The 17,300-nt window shown below is 66.3% G+C and carries 14 protein-coding genes; 7 read left to right on the top strand and 7 right to left on the bottom strand.

The annotated features are described in order from the left end of the window. Nucleotides 1–8: 8 nt before the first annotated feature. The 3 genes from SR3_RS19320 to SR3_RS19310 are packed head-to-tail and all read right to left on the bottom strand — an operon-like array spanning nucleotide 9 to nucleotide 5,820. Nucleotides 9–1,427 (bottom strand): efflux transporter outer membrane subunit, encoded by a 1,419-nt coding sequence (locus tag SR3_RS19320; protein WP_068089935.1) that lies wholly within the window; start codon nucleotides 1,425–1,427, stop codon nucleotides 9–11. Then, nucleotides 1,424–4,573, bottom strand: coding sequence for an efflux RND transporter permease subunit (locus SR3_RS19315; RefSeq protein WP_068089934.1), 3,150 nt, complete (start codon nucleotides 4,571–4,573; stop codon nucleotides 1,424–1,426). Before SR3_RS19315 ends, SR3_RS19320 begins: the two co-directional genes overlap by 4 nt. Continuing rightward, on the bottom strand, nucleotides 4,570–5,820 hold the full coding sequence (locus tag SR3_RS19310) for an efflux RND transporter periplasmic adaptor subunit (protein ID WP_068089933.1): 1,251 nt from the start codon (nucleotides 5,818–5,820) through the stop codon (nucleotides 4,570–4,572). The genes SR3_RS19315 and SR3_RS19310 overlap by 4 nt, the downstream gene beginning before the upstream one ends. A gap of 196 nt (nucleotides 5,821–6,016) precedes the next feature. Between SR3_RS19310 and SR3_RS19305 the strand changes: the two genes are divergently transcribed. The 3 genes from SR3_RS19305 to SR3_RS19295 all read left to right on the top strand — a co-directional run bounded on the left by SR3_RS19305 (nucleotide 6,017) and on the right by SR3_RS19295 (nucleotide 8,657). Next, nucleotides 6,017–6,754 (top strand): response regulator transcription factor, encoded by a 738-nt coding sequence (locus tag SR3_RS19305; RefSeq protein ID WP_068089932.1) that lies wholly within the window; start codon nucleotides 6,017–6,019, stop codon nucleotides 6,752–6,754. Further along, the gene (locus SR3_RS19300; RefSeq protein WP_068089931.1) at nucleotides 6,745–8,136 is read left to right on the top strand and encodes an ATP-binding protein; all 1,392 of its coding nucleotides are present in this window, start codon (nucleotides 6,745–6,747) and stop codon (nucleotides 8,134–8,136) included. Before SR3_RS19305 ends, SR3_RS19300 begins: the two co-directional genes overlap by 10 nt. A 62-nt stretch (nucleotides 8,137–8,198) precedes the next feature. Further along, nucleotides 8,199–8,657, top strand: a complete 459-nt coding sequence (locus tag SR3_RS19295; protein ID WP_068089930.1) for a YbaK/EbsC family protein — start codon at nucleotides 8,199–8,201, stop codon at nucleotides 8,655–8,657. A 186-nt stretch (nucleotides 8,658–8,843) separates the two neighbouring features. Here SR3_RS19295 and SR3_RS19290 read toward each other — a convergent pair whose 3' ends face one another. From SR3_RS19290 to trhO, 3 genes are all read right to left on the bottom strand, one after another. After that, the gene (locus SR3_RS19290; RefSeq protein WP_068089929.1) at nucleotides 8,844–9,143 is read right to left on the bottom strand and encodes a hypothetical protein; all 300 of its coding nucleotides are present in this window, start codon (nucleotides 9,141–9,143) and stop codon (nucleotides 8,844–8,846) included. Nucleotides 9,144–9,331: 188 nt separating this feature from the next. After that, nucleotides 9,332–9,889, bottom strand: coding sequence for an NADPH-dependent FMN reductase (locus SR3_RS19285; RefSeq protein ID WP_068089928.1), 558 nt, complete (start codon nucleotides 9,887–9,889; stop codon nucleotides 9,332–9,334). Between the two features lie 90 nt (nucleotides 9,890–9,979). Next, complete coding sequence (trhO, locus tag SR3_RS19280) at nucleotides 9,980–10,954, bottom strand: oxygen-dependent tRNA uridine(34) hydroxylase TrhO (RefSeq protein WP_068089927.1); 975 nt, start codon at nucleotides 10,952–10,954, stop codon at nucleotides 9,980–9,982. A 119-nt stretch (nucleotides 10,955–11,073) separates the two neighbouring features. Here trhO and SR3_RS19275 point away from each other — a divergent pair, with 119 nt between their 5' ends. The 4 genes from SR3_RS19275 to SR3_RS19260 all read left to right on the top strand — a co-directional run bounded on the left by SR3_RS19275 (nucleotide 11,074) and on the right by SR3_RS19260 (nucleotide 16,436). After that, nucleotides 11,074–12,132 (top strand): NAD(P)H-dependent flavin oxidoreductase, encoded by a 1,059-nt coding sequence (locus SR3_RS19275; RefSeq protein ID WP_068089926.1) that lies wholly within the window; start codon nucleotides 11,074–11,076, stop codon nucleotides 12,130–12,132. A 228-nt stretch (nucleotides 12,133–12,360) separates the two neighbouring features. Continuing rightward, nucleotides 12,361–13,470 (top strand): HlyD family secretion protein, encoded by a 1,110-nt coding sequence (locus SR3_RS19270; protein ID WP_068089925.1) that lies wholly within the window; start codon nucleotides 12,361–12,363, stop codon nucleotides 13,468–13,470. 3 nt (nucleotides 13,471–13,473) lie between these two features. Next, complete coding sequence (locus SR3_RS19265) at nucleotides 13,474–15,021, top strand: MDR family MFS transporter (RefSeq protein ID WP_068089924.1); 1,548 nt, start codon at nucleotides 13,474–13,476, stop codon at nucleotides 15,019–15,021. Nucleotides 15,022–15,029: 8 nt separating this feature from the next. After that, nucleotides 15,030–16,436, top strand: coding sequence for an efflux transporter outer membrane subunit (locus SR3_RS19260; protein WP_245653996.1), 1,407 nt, complete (start codon nucleotides 15,030–15,032; stop codon nucleotides 16,434–16,436). Between the two features lie 19 nt (nucleotides 16,437–16,455). Here the strand turns inward: SR3_RS19260 and SR3_RS19255 are convergent, their stop codons facing one another. After that, nucleotides 16,456–17,130, bottom strand: coding sequence for a TetR/AcrR family transcriptional regulator (locus SR3_RS19255; RefSeq protein WP_068089922.1), 675 nt, complete (start codon nucleotides 17,128–17,130; stop codon nucleotides 16,456–16,458). Nucleotides 17,131–17,300: the final 170 nt, after the last annotated feature.

Genomic DNA, 17,300 nt, shown 5'->3' with positions numbered 1-17,300 from the left:
TCATCGGATCAGCCTTTGGGCAGATCCTTCGCATCCCAGCCGCCGCCTAGATCCTCGACCAGCAGCACGCTGGCCTGAAGCCGCTGCTGCAGCACGCTCAGCACATTCTGCGAGGCCGCGCGCTCTGTGGCCTGAGCGGTGATGACGGTGGTGTAATCCACCGTGCCTTCCTTATACTGGTTGAGATCGAGCCGCACCGCTTCCCGCGCGGAAGCCTGCGTGTGCAGCAGCACATCCTCCTCTTGGCTGTAGACGCGCAGCGCGGCGAGTTCATCCTCCACGCCCTGAAACGCCGTCAGCACTGTCTGGCGGTAGCTGGCGACGCTTTCGTCATAGGCGGCGCGGGCGCCGCGCACCTGCGCCTTGCGCGCGCCGAAATCGAGCAGCGTCTCGGTCAGCTGCCCGCCGAAGGACCACAGGCTGGTGGCGGCGCTGAACAGACTGCCCAAGGTGGAGCCCTGCGTGCCGCCCTGACCGGACAGCGTCAGATCGGGGAAATAGGCTGAAACCGCCACGCCGATCAGCGCATTGGAGGAGGCCATGCGCCTTTCGGATGCCGCGATGTCGGGCCGCCGCTGCAGCAGGGTGGAGGCCACGCTGACCGGCGCCACCGGCACCGCATGATTGAGCGGGGCAGGGGTGATGGTCAGCTGCGCGGGGGTTACGCCCACCAGCATGGCAATGGCATGCTCCATGGCGGCGCGCTTGACGCCAATGTCCACCAGCGAGGCCTGAGCGCCATACAATTGCGTCTGCGCGGTGATGACAGCGGATTTGGCGGCAGTGCCTTCCTTGAACTGGTTCTGGGTCAGGTCGAGGAACTTCTGGTAATCGGCGATGGTGTCGCGCCAGACGCTGGCCTGCTCGTCCAGCACGCGCAGCTCGAAATAGTCCTGCGCCAGCGTGGCTTGCGCCACCAGTTGCGCATTGGCCAGATCGGCGGCGCTGGCTTGGGCCAGAGCTTTGTCGCTTTCCACCGTGCGGCGCACCTTGCCCCACAGATCGGGCACCCAGCTGGCTTCCAGCGCGCCGCTGTAGGTGGTGGTCGTCACGCCATGGCCGGGGTTGGCCGTGCTGGGCGCATGGCTTTTCTGTGCATCCGCCGTGGCGCCCACGGTGGGGAAGAACGAAGCCTTGGCCGCCGAGGTTGTCGCCTGAGCCTGCCGGTAGGCCGCCTCATACTGCTTGACCGTCTGGTTGGAGGTGGCGACCTGCCGCTCCAGCTGATCCAGCGTGGCGTCGTTGAACATCGACCACCAGGCGCCCCGGTCGATCCCGTCGGCTGGCTGGCTGGGGGTCCAGCCTTCGGCTTCCTTGAACTTGGGCGCAACCGGAGCTTCGGGGCGGTGGTAGTTGGGCCCCACGGCGCAGCCCGACAAAGCGGTGACAGCCAGCAGGGCGGCGATGGTTTTACGCAAGTAGGTCATGCCGGGGCCACCTCCTCATGCTGGCCATCCTCGGGCCGGGGGGCATCCCCATGCTGGCTGTGGCCGCTGCGCAGGCGGTCCAGATAGGTGTAGACCACCGGGGTGGTGAACAAGGTCAGGATCTGGCTCACCAGCAGGCCGCCCACGATGGCATAGCCCAGCGGCTGTCGGAATTCGGAGCCCGTGCCGCTCATCAGGATCATCGGCACGCCGCCCAACGCGGCGGCGGCCGTGGTCATCAGAATCGGGCGCAGTCGCTGGACCGAGGCTTTCACCGCCGCATCTTCGGCGGAAAGGTTTTCCTCGCGCTCCAGCCGCATGGCCACGTCCACGATCATGATGCCGTTCTTCTTCACGATGCCGATCAGCAGGATGATGGCGATGATGCCGATCACATTGAGATCCTGCCCCGCAAGGCGCAGCGCCAGCAGCGCCCCCACGCCCGCCGAGGGCAGAGTGGAGAGGATGGTGATCGGGTGGATAAAGCTCTCATAGAGCACGCCCAGGATCACATAGACCGCGATCAGCGCGGCGGCGATCAGCACCGGCTCGCTGGAAAGCGACTGCTTGAAGGCCTGCGCATTGCCCTGGAAATTGCCGTTCAGCGTCACCGGGGCACCCAGATCCTCGCGCACCTTCTCCACCGCCGCCGTGGCCTGACTCAAGGAGACGCCCGGCGACAGGTTGAAGGACAAAGTGGCGGCGGGGAATTCGCTCTGGTGGTTCACCGTCACGCTGCTGCTGCCCGATTGCGTCGCCTTCACGAAGGAGGAGAGCGGCACAGTCTTCCCGGTGCTGGACGACAGGATGTAGAGCGAGTTCAGAATGTCAGGCGTCTGCTGCAGCTTGGGGGGCCCCTCGATCACGATATGATAGGCGTTCTGCTGGGTGTAGTACTGCGCCACCTCGTCCTGGCCGATCATCTCATAGATGGCGGTGTCGACATCGGTGGGCGACAGGCCGAAGCGCGCCGCCGCATCGCGGTCGATGGTGAGGTTGAGCGAACCGCCCTTGCTCTGCTGGTCGGAGCTGACATCCTTCAGCTCGGGCAGCTTCTGCATGGCGGCCACCATCTTGGGCGCCCATTCGTTCAGCTCATCCAGATCGGAATCGGACAGCGTGTACTGATACTGCGCCTGCCCCGCACGCCCGCCGACATTGATGTCCTGCGTGGCCTGAAGGAAGGTCTGCACCCCCACCAATTGCGCTAGCTTGGGGCGCAGGCGGGCGATGATCTGATCGGCGGTGGCCTCGCGCCCGGAATCCTTGGGCTTGAGCGCGATCATCAGATTGGCCTGATTGGCGCTGCCATTGCCCACGAAGAGCCCCAGCCCGGCCACATCGGGATCGGCGCCGATGATCTTGCCCACCTGCTGGATCTTGTCCTTCGTCTTGCCGAAAGCGGCATCCTGCGAGGTGAGCATCACCCCCGAGAGGAAGCCGGTGTCCTGCTGCGGAAAGAAGCCGGTGTTGGCCGTGGCATAAAGCGCCACCGCGATGCCGATGGTGATGAGGAAGACGATCAGCGTGATCAGGCGATGATGCATGATCCGGTCGAGCGCGCGGGCATAGGCGCGGTCCATGCGCTTGAAGCTGCTCTCCAGCCATTTGGTGACGCGGTGCGTGGGCGGATGTGGGTTCTTGAGGAACTGCGCGCAAAGCATCGGCGTCAGCGTCAGCGTCAGCACCATCGACATCAGCACGGCGGTGCTGAGCGCGACCGCAAACTCATGCATGAACAGGCCGACCACGCCGCCCATGAACATCAGCGGCGTGAACACCGCGATCAGCGAGGCGGTGATCGAGAGAATGGTGAAGCCCACCTCGCCGGCGCCGGCCAGAGCGGCCTCCAGCGGCTTGGCGCCATGCTCCATATGCTGCCAGATCACCTCGACCATCACGATGGCGTCATCCACCACGAAGCCCACCGCGATGGAGAGCGCCATCAGGGACAGGTTATCGAGACTGTCGCCCAGCACATAGAGCCCGGCGGCGGCGCCCAGCAGAGCCAGCGGGATCACCGCGCTGGGGATCAGCGTGGCGCGGATATCGAGCAGGAAGACGAAGATCACCGCCACCACCAGCGCGATGGTGATGAGCAGGGTCTGCTCCACATCCTTCACCGAGGCCTGAATGGTCTGGGTGGAATCGCGCAGCACCGAAACATTGATGCCCGGCGGGATGTTGGCCTTCAGGCGCGGCAGGGCATCGCGGATGGCCTGCACGGTCTGGATCACATTGGCGCCCGGCTGCTTGTAGATGACGAGTAGAATGCCCTGATTGGCCTTGAAGGTGGGATCGGTGTTGGCCTTGCCCGGGAAGGTCCAGGCGCCGATCTGGTTGTTCTCCACCCCCGGCTCGGCGCTGCCGATGTCCGAAAGATGCACGGCCTTGCCGCCGGAATAGCCCACCACCAGATTCTGCCAGCCCTTGGCGTCGAGGATCTGGTCATTGGCGTAGACCGTCAGCCCCTGCTGCGCGCCATTGATCGAGCCCTTGGGCGCATTGGTGGTGGAGGCCACCAGCTTGGCGCGCACGCTGTCGATCTGGAGCCCGCGCGCCGCCACCCTGGCCGGGTCGAGCTGGATGCGCACCGCGGGCTTCTGCTGCCCGCCGATGGTGACCAGACCGACGCCCTGAATGCTGGAAACCTGCTGCGAAAGGATCACATCGGCGTAATTGTCCACCTGATCGAGCGGCAGCGTGTCCGAGGTCATCGTCAGCACCATGATCGGCGCGTCTGCGGGGTTGACCTTGCGGATGGTGGGCTGGGCGGGCAGGTTCGATGGCAGCTGGGCGCTGGCGGCGTTGATGGCGGCCTGCACCTGCATGAAATCGCTGTCGATGCTCTGGTTGAGCTGGAACTGCAGCGTGATGCTGGTGGAGCCCAGCGAGCTGACCGAGGTCATCTGCGAAATGCCCGGGATCAGCGCGAATTGCCGCTCCAGCGGGGTGGCGACGTTCGACGCCATGGTGGTGGGACTGGCGCCGGGCAGGCTGGTGCTGACCTGCAGCGTGGGAAAATCCACGCTGGGCAGCGCCGCGACCGGCAGGCTGAAATAGGCGACGATGCCGACCAGCAGGATGGCGGCGGCCAGCAGCGTGGTCGCCACCGGCCTTTGGATGAAGGGGCGCGAGATGCTCATGCGCCACCCTGCAGCGCGGAGGGCTGCCCGGCAGGCGCATGAGCGACGCGCACGGCGGAGCCGTCCCTCAGGATCATCTGCCCGTCGGTCACCACCGTGTCACCCGCGTTGACGCCGCCCTTCACCGCCGTAAAGCCGCCATCGCTGCCGATGATCTGGGTGGCATGCATATGGGCCTTGCCGTCAGGCCCCACGATAAAGACGAAGCTGCCCTTGGGCCCACGGTTGACCGCCGCGTTGGGGATCACCGTCACATGGCTCAGCGTCTGGCTGGCCAGCTTCACATTGACGAATTGCCCGGGCCACAGATGCTTGCCCGCATTGGTGAAGCGCGCTTTCATCGCCACGGTGCCGGTGGCGGGATCGACCTTGTTGTCGGCAATGGTCAACTGGCCGGTGTCGAGCAGCTGTCCGCTTTCCTGCGCAAAGGCCTGCACGCTCAGCGGTTTGGTGAAGCCCTGCGAGGCCTGCACCAGATGCTCGAACTGGCCCTCGGGCACGGTGAATGTCACGGCGATAGGCTCAAGCTGGTTGATGACCACGATGCCGCTTCCGCTGGAGGACGTGGCCGAGGCATTGCTGGTGGCCGAGGCCGTGGCCTGCGCACTGGCCGTCGAGCCGCTGGCGCTCACCAGATTGCCCGGATCGACCAGACGCACACCCGCCCGCCCCGTGACGGGCGAGACAATATGGCACCAGCGCAGATTGACCTGCGCGGCGGCGACCACGCCCTTGTCATACTCCACCGTGCCCTTGTCCTGGGCGACGGTGGCGGCCTGATCCTCGGCGGTCTGGCGGGCGATGCTTTCGGTGGCGACAAGGTGCTGATAGCGGGTGAGGTTGCGCTCGGCGCCGGCCAGAATGGCCTCGTCGCGGTGCAGCGTGCCCAAAGCCTGGGTCAGCACGGCCTGATAGGGGGCGGGGTCGACCTCGGCCAGCACCTGGCCCTTTTGCACCATCGTGCCTTCGGTGAAGTTCACCTTCAGCAACCGGCCACTGACCTGCGCGAAGATCGTGTCGCTGGTCCAGGCCTGCGCCGCGCCCAGCGCCGCGATGTTGATCGCCATGTCGCGCACCGCCGCCTTGTCGGTGGTGACGGGGATGGCGGTGGCGGGCTTGGGCGCATCGGCCTTCTTGTGGAAGATGCCCCAGCCCAGCAGGCCCAGCGCCACCACCCCCAGCGCGCCGAAGATGATGCGGCGCTGGCGCCGCTCACGGGAAGGGGCTTCTTCGCTGTATTCGGTCATGCGCGGGTTTCCGGGATCAGGCGGCTGGGATGGAGGTGTGGCTTTGTCATCGTGCCGTCAGGCTAGGCGCGCGCGGCGATGGGGCCTAGGATCAGTGCGTCTCGGCATATTGCGGCGCATCTTGAAATGTCTCAAAACATCTCAAAGCCGGGGGCGCGGCGTGACAGGCTTGGCGCAGGCGGGTTATAGGCCAAGCATGCAGGAAGGTGCCGAACAACAGGGAGAGAGCATTCTCGTCGCCGATGACGATGAGGATATCCGCGGCATGATGGCCCAGCGCTTCGGGCGTGAGCATTTCCATGTCAGCACGGCGGGCAATGTGGCGCAGGTGCGCCAGATCGTGGGCAGCCAGCAGATCGACCTGATCGTGCTGGACTTGAACCTGCCCGATGGCGACGGGCTGGCGCTGTGCGCGCAATTGCGGGCGCAGGGCTATGCCGGGGCGATCATCATGGTCACGGCGCGTGACAGCACCAGCGACCGCGTGCTGGGCCTTGAACTGGGCGCCGACGATTACCTCACCAAACCCTTTGATTTCCGCGAGCTGCTGGCCCGCGTGCGCAAGCTGCTGCACCGTTTTGCCGCCATGCCCGCCGGGGGGCGTCCGCGCGGGGCGCGTTATGCGATCTTTGGCAACTGGCGGCTCGATCTGATCGGGCGGCGGCTGGTGGCGCCCGATGGCCATCTGGTGATCCTCTCTTCCGCCGAATTCCGCCTGCTCGAGCGCTTTATCGAGATGCCCAACCGCGTGCTGTCGAAAGAACTGCTGCTGCCCGAGCGCAAGGCGACGGTGGCGGTGGACCGCTCGATCGTGCTGCAGATCAGCCGCCTGCGCCAGAAGCTGGTGGCGGCAGGGGCGGATGAGGGCCTGATCGTCACCGTGCGCAATGAGGGTTATGTCTTCGCCAGCACCGTCAGCTTTGAATGGGCCTGAGGGCTTTCAGGGATGGGGGGGCCCGCTTCTGGGCCTCGCGCCTCTGGGCCTCGCTGGCCGGGCGGATGGTGCTGCTGCTGACCGGCGGCATGGCGCTGGTCGCCACCGCCGCGCTGATGGTGGCGCAGGAGGCGCACCGCCGCAATCTCAACGATCTGCGCATGGCCAGCGTGGCCTCCACGGTGGAGGACATCTCCAACCAGCTGGGCGCGCGGCCCGAGGACACCGAGAAGCTGCTGGCGGCGGGCCTTGTGCGCCATATCCTCACGCCTCAACCCGGCTGGACCATCGACCGGCCCAGCCCCCGGCTGACCCAGTTGCTGGTCACGCGGCTGGGCCCCCGCGCCCATGCTCTGGCGCAGGCCAAGCCCAATGAATACTGCTTCCCGCGTAACCGCAACGATCCGGAGATGCAGTTCGTCTGGCCCGGCGTGCCGACCTGCTGGCTGGTGCGGTTCGATGACCCGCGCGGGCATCCGCGCATGCTGGCTGTGGTGCTGCCGCGCTATCTCAACGTCAGTCAGACGCTGTATGATCCGCTCTATCTGGCGCTGATCGTGGTGCTGAGCGCTTTGCTGGCCACGCTGGCGGCCTATGTCGCCATCCGCCCGCTGCGCCAGCTGACCCGCGCCACCGAGGCCTTTTCGCTGGGCGAGGAACCGCATCTGCTCGCCGAAACCGGCCCCAGCGAGGTGCGCACAGCCATCGCCACCTTCAATCTGATGCAGCAGCGCGTCAGCGAGGGGCACCGCGAGCGCACCGGCATGCTGGCCGCCATCAGCCACGATCTGCAAACCCCGCTCACCCGCCTGCAACTGCGGCTGGACGAGGTGGCGGACACCGCGATCCGTGCGCAGCTCAGCGCCGATCTGACGATCATGCAGTCCATCGTGCGCGACGGCCTCGATCTGGCCCGCAGCTCCGACAACCGCGAGCCATGGTCCACCGTGGACATCGATTCCCTGCTGGCCAGTATCGCCGAGGACGCCATGGAGCTGGGCGCCGAGGTGGAGATCGGCAAGACCTGTGGCCTCGCCATCCCCATCAAGATCGACGCCATGACCCGCTGCGTCACCAATCTGGTCGAGAATGCCGTGAACTATGGCGGATCGGCGCGGATCGACTGCATCGCCGCGCCCGGGCAGCTGGAAATCCGCATCTCCGACGAAGGCCCCGGCATCCCCGAAGGCGATCTGGAGCGCATGTTCCAGCCCTTCGCGCGCGGGGAGCAGAGCCGGTCGCGCGCCACGGGCGGCACCGGTCTGGGGCTGACCATCGCGCGGGCTCAGGCCAAGCTGTTCCGCGCCGAGGTCGCCCTGGAGAACCGCAGTTGCGGCGGGATGGTGGCGATCATCCGGCTTGTCTTGTCAGCGGCGAAATAGGATGCCTCCGGCGGGCAAAGGGTTATAACCCTCTGCAATCGCTTTCGTATGGAGGAACCAGCATGATCGATGCCGTGCGCCAGGCCTTGCTCAGGGCGGGGCATGACGACACCATCGTCGAATTTCCAGCCGGCACGCATAGTGCGGCGGATGCGGCCAGAGCCATCGATTGCTGTGTGGCGCAGATCGCGAAATCCATCGTCTTTCGCGCCGGAGACGATGTGGTGCTGGTGATCGCTTCGGGGACCAACCGCATCGACAGGAAAAAAGTCGCCGCGATCACGGGCCAGCCTGTCAAAAACGCCGATCCCGAATGGGTGCGGGCACAGACGGGCTTTGCGGTGGGAGGCGTCGCGCCGGTCGGCCATATCGGTGAGGTGACCACGGTGATTGACCGCGACCTGCTGTCGCTCGATCCGCTCTGGGCGGCGGCCGGTTCCCCGGCGCATGTCTTTCGCACCACGGCGCAGCAGCTTGTCGGCATGACGGGGGCTCTGGTCGGCGATGTGCGGCAGGATTGAGCCATTCCTCCTCGGCCGGAACGCCAGCAAGCAGGTCCGGAAACCCTGTGAACGCGCATCCAGCCGATGGCCAGCCGGATGGGTTGTACGCAGGGCAGGCCTTAAAGGGAGCGCGAGGGCGCCAACGCTCGTCGCGTGCGACAAGCGCACGCTTATGGCCCTCGCATCGTCTCTCCCTTCAATCGCCTACTCATCATCCTCATCGCTATCGGTGTTGCCCAGAAACCCTTCCTCGTCGTCATGGACGGGCTCACCGGCATAAGCGCCATTGTCGATCTGGCCGCTGCTGATCATCTGGTTCATGGTGTCGATCAGATCGGGCACGTCGTCGGGCAGGATCTCGGTGGGATCGTTTTCGTCGCCCTTGCCGCTGTCCTCATAGAGGCCTGTCTGGCGCTCGAGGGCGTCCTGGGCGACATCCTGTGCCTGGCCTTCGTCGCGCTGTTCGCTGTTGTCTTCTTCGGTTGGATCGATCTGGCGGGGCATGGCTCGTTCCCTTTTTATGGCGGTAAAGGGCATCGCGCCCAAAAGCCGGGTTTCATGCAAGGACAACGAGCCATCGACCCCGCTTGTTCCGGCTGGGGGATGCATGATGCATGAAACATGCATCGCCCCAGATTTTTGTTGTCGCATCGTTTTTGCGAAAAACCGGCGCCCACTTTTTCGCACGATGCTCAGTAGTGGTGGATGTCCACCCAGTGCGCGAAGGCCTCGATGATGCTGGTGAGGAACTTGCGGTTGCCCTCGCTGCTGACCTTGCCCTGCGCGTCGAGCAACTGGTCGGCATGGCCCAGATAGGCCTCGGGCTGCTGCATGGCGGGCACGTTGAGGAAGACCAGGGACTGGCGCAGATGGTGGTTGGCGCCAAAGCCGCCGATCCCGCCGGGCGAGGCGGTGATCACCGCGCCGGGCTTGCCGTTCCACACGCTGTGGCCATAGGGGCGCGAGCCGATGTCGATGGCGTTCTTCAGCACGCCGGGCACCGAGCGGTTGTATTCGGGGGTGATGAACAGCACGCCGCGGGCCTGCGCGATCTCGTCGCGGAAGCGGGTCCATGGGGCGGGGGGTGTGTCGTCCAGATCCTGATTGTAGAGCGGCAGGTCGCCGATCTCCACGATGGAGAGCTGCAGTTCGGCGGGCGCCAGCTCGATGAAGGCGTGAGCCAGCTTGCGGTTGATCGACTCCTTGCGCAGGCTGCCGACCAGCACCGCGACCTTATGTTCAACGCTCATGCCTGTTCCTCCTTGCCGTGAACCAACGAGAGAGGAACGCATCAGAGCGCGATCCGGCCATCGGTTTTTTGCAGCGCAGGCATGGAGCTATCAGGAGGGCATGTCGCTTCCGTGGCGCAGATCGTGGCGCGCGCCCAGATGGGCCTCCCCGCGCCGGGCGGCCAGCGCCTCCTGCTTGTGCCTTTCGCGGTAGGAGGCGCGCTGGGCATCGGTGCGCTCGCCGTGGCAGGCCGGGCAGCTGACGCCCTCCTCATAGAGCGGCGAGGCGGTGTCGTCCTGCGTGATCGGGCGGCGGCAGGCGTGGCAGAGCAGGTGGCTGCCCTGCGCCAGCCCGTGGCCGATGGTGACGCGCTGGTCGAAGACGAAGCATTCGCCTTGCCACAGGCTGTCGGTTTCCGGCACCTGTTCCAGATAGTTGAGGATGCCGCCCTTGAGGTGATAGACTTCCTCCACCCCTTCGGCTTTCAGGAAGGCGGTGGATTTTTCGCAGCGGATGCCGCCGGTGCAGAACATCGCCACCTTGGGCGGTTTGCCCCCAGTTTGAACGGCGCCCAGCAGCTTTTCGCGCTGCTGCCGGAACCATGCGGGAAATTCGCTGAAGCTGCGGGTCTGCGGATCGATGGCGCCCGCGAAAGTGCCCACGGCCACTTCGTAATCGTTGCGCGTGTCGATCACGATGGTGCCGGGATCGGCGATCAGCGCGTTCCAGTCCCGCGGCTCGACATAGGTGCCCACGCTGGCCAGCGGATCGATGTCGGGCTGGCCCATGGTGACGATCTCGCGCTTGATGCGCACCTTCATGCGGTGAAAGGGCATGGCGGGCGCGGTGGAGAACTTCACATCCAGCCCGGCGCAGCCCGGAAGGGCGCGGATATGCTGCAGCAGATGCGCGATGGCCTGATCCGCGCCCGCGACGGTGCCGTTGATCCCCTCCGGCGCCAGCAGCAGCGTGCCCTTGATGCCTTGTTCGTCGCACAGCGCCTGCAAGGGCGCGCGCAGGGCGGCGCAATCGGCAAAGGGCGCGAACTGATAGAGTGCGGCAACGGTCAGCAGGGGCTCGGTCATGGCGCGCCCATAGCGGGAAATGCGGCTTTCTTGAAGGTGGGGATCGACCTCTGTCCAATTGCTGCCTTGCCGGGGGCGGGCTAGGCAGGAAAAAAGACTGCCGCAGGAAAGGATGGCCCATGAGTTTCCTCGATCAGCTTGGCGTGACGCTTCCTCTGGTGCAGGCGCCGATGGCCGGTGTTTCCACGCCGGAGATGGCGGCGGCGGTCAGCAACGCGAGCGCTCTGGGCTCGATTGCGGTGGGCGCGACCGATGCCGCGGGCGCCAGCGCGATGATCGCCAAGGCCCGCGCGCTGACCAGGCGGCCGTTCAACGTCAATCTCTTCGTCCATGCCACGCCGCAGGCCGATCCCGCGCGGGAGGCGGCGTGGCTGCAGGCTCTGGCCCCCGGTTTTGCGGAGTTCGGCGCGCAGCCGCCCGCGCAGCTTTCCACCATCTACACCAGCTTTGCCGACGATCCCGCCATGCTGGCCCTGCTGCTGGAGGCGCGCCCCTCGGTGGTCAGCTTCCATTTCGGCCTGCCCTCGGCGGAAGCGATCGCGGCGCTGAAAGCGGCGGGCATCGTGCTTCTGGCCTGCGCCACCAGCCCCGCCGAGGCGCTGGCGGTGGCCGATGCCGGCGTCGATGCGGTGGTGGCGCAGGGCATCGAGGCGGGTGGCCATCGCGGCATCTTCGATCCCCGCGCGCAGGACGACCGGCTCGGCACGCTGGCGCTGACCCGGCTGCTGGTGGCACAGGGGCGCTTGCCGGTGATCGCGGCGGGCGGGATCATGGATGGCGCGGGGATCGCCGCCGCGCTGAAGCTGGGCGCTGTCGCCGCGCAACTGGGCACCGCTTTCGTGCCCTGCCCGGAAAGCGCCGCCGATGCGGCGTTTCGCGCGGCTCTGGCCGGGCCGGGGGCGGGGCATACTGTGTTCACAAGGCTGATCTCGGGCCGGATCGCGCGCAGTTTGCCCAACCGCTTTACCGCTTTGGAGGCCACGCTGGGTGGGCTGCAGCCTCCCGATTACCCCCGCACCTATGACGCCGGAAAAGCCTTGAACGCCGCCGCCAAGGCGCAAGGCGAAAGCGGTTTTGCCGCGCAATGGGCCGGGCAGGGGGCTCCGCTGGCGCGTGCCTTGCCCGCCGCAGATCTCGTCGCCCTGCTCGTGCGCGAACTGGCCGAGGCGCAAGGCTGACACCGCCTTTCGCGGGATCAAAACAACCGCTTGGAGGTTTGAGCAGGGGGCATCCTGCCCCTGCCAAACCCTTGCGCCTGCGCGCCCTCTTTTCGTGCTCCTATGCATTTTTTGGTGGAAGCGGACAAAGTGTCCGTTTATGGGTGCGTCCGGTCAGCCGCTCCTGCGGATGCCCATGGCCGAAGGACACGGCCTGCCACACTGCTGCCAAGAGATTGAGAGAGAGCGATGAGCGAGCCTTCCTCCCCCGCCCAGACCCCTGCCCCCGAGGAGGCCGAAACGCCGGCCAAGGCGGGCCGTGCGCGGCTGATTCTCTCGGTTCTGGGCGTGACGGCGCTGGTTGGCGGCGGCATCTGGCTGGTCAATTACGAAACCACCGGCAAATATCTCGAAGACACCAATGACGCGACGATTCAGGTCGATTCGGTGGTCGTCTCGCCGCGCATCGCCGGTTACGTCGCCCAGGTGCTGGTGACGGACAATCAGGATGTGAAGGCGGGCACGCCGCTGGTGCGCATCGATGCCCGCGATTTCCAGGCGAAATCCTCGCAGGCCTCGGCGCAGATCGAGGTGGCCGATGCGCTGATCGCTAGCGCCAAGGCCGGGATAGGCGAGCAGGAAGCCGCCATCGAGCAGGCGCGCGCGCAGCTGGTCGTGGCGCAGGCCAAGGCCGCCTATGATGCCGAGCAGGTGCGCCGCTACACGCCGCTGGTGGCCAGCGGCGCGGAACAGGGCCAGCAGCTGGCGCAATTGCGCAGCAATGCCCAGCAGTCGGCGGCGCAGGTGCGCGCGCAGCAGGCCGCCATTCTGGGCCAGCAGCGCAAGATCGCCTCGCTTCAGGCGCAGATCGAGCAGGCCAAGGCGCAGGGCGCGGGCGGCAAGGCTCAGCTGGCGGCGGCGAATGTCGATGTCGACGCCACGCTGATCCGCGCCAGCGAGGATGGCCGCATCGGCGACAAGACCGTCACCCCGGGCCAGTATGTGCAGGCGGGCACCCGCCTGATGACGCTGGTGCCGCTGAGCAAGATCTACGTCACCGCCAATTTCAAGGAAACCCAGCTAGAGCTGATGCGCCCCGGTCAGCCGGTGAAGATCAAGGTCGATGCGCTGGGTGGCCGCGCCGTCAATGGCACGGTGGAAAGCATGGCGCCGGGCACGGGGGCGCAGTTCTCGCTGATCCCGCCCAGCAATGCCACGGGCAATTTCACCAAGATCGTGCAGCGCGTGCCGGTGCGCATCCGCATCGATGCCGATGCCGCCACCCGCCGCCTGCTGGTGCCGGGCCTGTCGGTGACGACCATCGTCAACACCAAAGCTGCCAAGGATGAGGCGCGCTAAGCCATGGTCGGCGACCTGCCCCATCCGCCGCCGCCGCCCGAAAAGGCGGATCTGACCGCATGGCTCGCCGTGGCGGCGGGCACCCTGGGCGCGCTGATGGCGACGCTCGACATTTCGATCGTCAACTCCGCGCTGCCCACCATTCAGGGCGAAATCGGCGCGTCCGGCACCGAGGGCACCTGGGTGGCGACCAGCTATCTGGTGGCGGAAATCGTCATCATCCCGCTGGCCGCATGGTTCCAGCGGGTGCTGGGGCTGCGCACCTTTCTGCTGATCGCCGCGAGTCTTTTTACGCTCTTTTCGATGATGTGCGGCATGGCGGGCACGCTGCCGCAGATGATCATCGGCCGCGTGGGGCAGGGCTTTACCGGCGGGGCGCTGATCCCCACCGCGCAGACCATCATTGCCATGCGTTTGCCGCGCAGCCAGCAACCCATCGGCATCGCCGCCTTTGGCGTTACGGCGATCATGGGGCCGGTGATGGGGCCCTTGATCGGGGGCTGGCTGACGGAGAATGTCAGTTGGCACTATGCCTTTTTCCTCAACCTGCCGGTCTGCATTGCGTTGCTGGCGCTGCTGATCATCGGCCTGCCGCATGAAAAGAGCCATCTCGACCAGTTCAAGGAGGCCGACTGGTTCGGCATCCTCGGGCTGGCGCTGGGACTGGGCGGGTTGACCGTGCTGCTGGAAGAGGGCCAGCGTGAGCAATGGTTCGCCTCGGATGTGATCCGCTGGATGGCGGTGGTCTCGGCCACCGGTTTTATCAGCATCGCCATCGGCCAGTTCACGGCGAAACGCCCGGTCATCAAACTGCGGCTACTGGCTGACCGGCAGTTCGGGGCGGTGGCGCTGATGGGCATCGTGCTGGGCGTGGTGCTTTATGGCACCTCCTATGCGATCCCGCAGTTTCTGGCGCTGATTTCGGGCTATAACGCCTTGCAATCGGGCAAGATCGTGCTGCTTTCGGGCATCCCCAGCCTGTTCATGATGGCCATCGTGCCGATCCTGCTAAAACGCATCGATGTGCGGATCGCGGTGGCGACGGGGTTGCTGATCATGGGCACCTCGGCGCTGTTCGACACCGATCTCACCATTGTTTCGGATGGCGGGGATTTTGTCGCCTCGCAGCTGATGCGCGGTTTCGGGCAGATTCTGGGCATGCTGTTCCTGAGTCAGGCCTGCGTGCGCTCGGTCTCGCGTGAGGATTCGGGCGATGCCTCGGGGTTGTTCAACGCCTTCCGGAATCTGGGGGGCAGCTTCGCGCTGGCGGGCATCGCCATCGTGCAGGATCAGCGCTCATGGTTCCACGCCCGCCGCATCGAGGAAACGCTCAACGCCAATGGCCATCTGGTGCAGGCCAAGGTGGCCTCGCTGGGCGGGATCACCCGCGCCGTGCCTCAACTGGAGCAGCAGATTCAGGCGCAGGCGCTGGTGATGACCTTCAACGATATCTTCTGGATCATGGGGGTCGGCACGCTGATCGTGCTGCCGCTGGTCCTGTTCCTTCGCCCTTTCCCCAGCGATGCCGCGCCCAGCGCGCCGATGCATTGAGGCCCGTCATGACAATGCGTTTCCTTCCTTTCGCCATGGTTCTGCCGCTGGGATTAACCGCTTGCACTGTGGGGCCGAACTATGCCGGGCCGCCCAAATCTTCCGCCGCTCTGGCCAATCCGGCCTTTGCGCGCGGCGATGATGCGGTCACGTCAGGCCCGGCTCTGGCCCGCTGGTGGGAGCCCCTGAACGACCCCCAGCTTTCCGCGCTGATCGACGCGGCGCTGGCGCATAACCCCTCCATCGATGAGGCGCAGGCCCGCATCCGTGAGGCGAGCGCCATTCTGCGCCAGCGCCAGGCGGCAGGTCTGCCCACCGTGGCGCCCAGCTTCATGGCGGCTCATCTCGACATTCCGCCGATCAGCGGCAGCGGCGACCGCACCAGTTTCACCTTCTACAATCTGGGCGCGACCGCCTCATGGGAGCCCGATCTGTGGGGCGCGGACCGCCGCAACAATGAGGCGGCGCGCGCCACCATCGGCCAGCGGCAGGCCAGCCTTGCCGATACGCAGGTCAGCCTTTCGGCGCAGGTGGCGCAGGCCTATGTCAACTTGCGCGATGCCCAGACCCGCAAGGCGCTGCTGGTGGCGCTGGCCGAACGCCAGAGCCATGCGCTGGATCTGACGAAACAGCGGCAGGCCGCGGGCACCGCCACCCAGCAGGATGTCGAGCGCGCGCAAGCCGATCTGCAATCCACGCTGGCGCAGGGCGCGCCCTTGCAGGCCCAGGCCGAGGTGGCGATGAACCAGCTGGCGGTGCTGACCGGCCAGGCGCCCGGCGCGCTGGACGCGCAGCTTGGCGCGGCGCAGCCGATCCCCACGCTGCCCGCTCAGGTGGCCATCGGCGATCCGGCGCGGCTGATCGCGCAGCGGCCCGATGTGCGCGTGGCCGAAAGGGCGCTGGCCGCCAGCACGGCGCAGATCGGCGTCAACAAGGCCAAGCTGCTGCCGAACATCAGCTTTACCGGCATTCTGGGGCTGGGCGGCAGCAAGCTGGGCGATCTGGTCGATCCCTCGATGGGAGCGTGGGGCCTGTTGCCTCAGCTGAAATGGTCGGGGCTGGATTGGGGCAAGGCCCATGCCGTGCTGCGCCAGTCCGAAGCCCAGCGCGACACCGCCGAGGCGCAATACCGCAGCGCTGTGCTCAAAGCTCTGGAGGATGCCGAGAGCAGCCTGTCGCGCTTTGGCGCGGCGCGCCAGCGTCTGGCGCATCTGGCGCAGGGCGAGGCCGCGGCGCAGCGTGACGAGGCCTTGGGCGCGCAGCGTGTCGCGGCGGGCACGGCCTCGGGGCTGGAGCAGATCGGGCGTGAGAATGCGCGCCTTCAGGCCGGGCTCTCGCTGGCGCAGGCCAATGCCGATCTGACGCTGGACTTTATTGCGGTGAACAAGGCTCTGGGCCTGGGTTGGCATGACTAGGCGCTGGCAGGCATAAGCTTCAGCGCGGCCCCAAACCCTTCATCAGCAGATTGAGGCCCAGATCGATATGGGCCTCCATATCCTCGTCGGATTTGATCGTCTTGCACAGGGCGCCCAGCATGCGCACGGCGGTCAGCACCTCGGGCGGGCCGATGTCCTTGCGCAATTGGCCGGCGGCATGGGCGCGGCGGACCAGCGGCTCCATCGCCACCTGAGCGCGCTGGCCCAGCGCCTTGAAATCGGCGAGCTGGGCATCGGTCAGCTCCACCTCGGCGGCCATGCGGGTGAAGAGCGAGGACATGCGCGCGCCGCGAAACACCATGGAGCGCAAGGCCTGATCCAGCGGCAGATTGCGTTCATGATCGGGGTTCAGATCGTCGATCTCGCGCTCGAAAATGGCCAGCGCCAGCGCCACGCGGTCGCGGAAATTGCGGTAGAGCGTGCCGCGACCGACGCCTGCCAGATCGGCGATTTCCTCCAGCGGCACCGAATAGCCGCGCGTCTCGAAACATTCCGCCGCGGCGCTGATCAGCGCCTCACGCCGTTGCACGGCATCGCGGCGCCGGGGCTGGGCGGCGCTCACCGCGCTCTCGATCCGGCCCGCGCGGGCAGAGCGTGGGCGCGCCGAAACCTTGGGCTGGGGCGCGATGGTGTTTGACTCGTGAATCTGGCCGGTCATCGGCTTGTCATACACGGTTTTTTCCCGGGCACGAAGTCGGCTTTGGTCGAGCAAGGCAAGGAATCGCAAGGGGCAAGCTGCCGGTTGTGCTGGCCGCCCGCCTGACGCACAAGGTCGGCCACACGGCAAGGGCAAGAGGCCGGGCCAAGCGTGAGGAAACGAGATCATCATGGTTGCCAGCACCG

It is taken from the genome of Novosphingobium rosa NBRC 15208 (genome assembly GCF_001598555.1).
GTDB lineage: Bacteria > Pseudomonadota > Alphaproteobacteria > Sphingomonadales > Sphingomonadaceae > Novosphingobium > Novosphingobium rosa.
The sequence above is the reverse complement of the archived record's forward strand: the minus strand, read 5'-3'. Positions and strand labels throughout refer to the sequence as shown.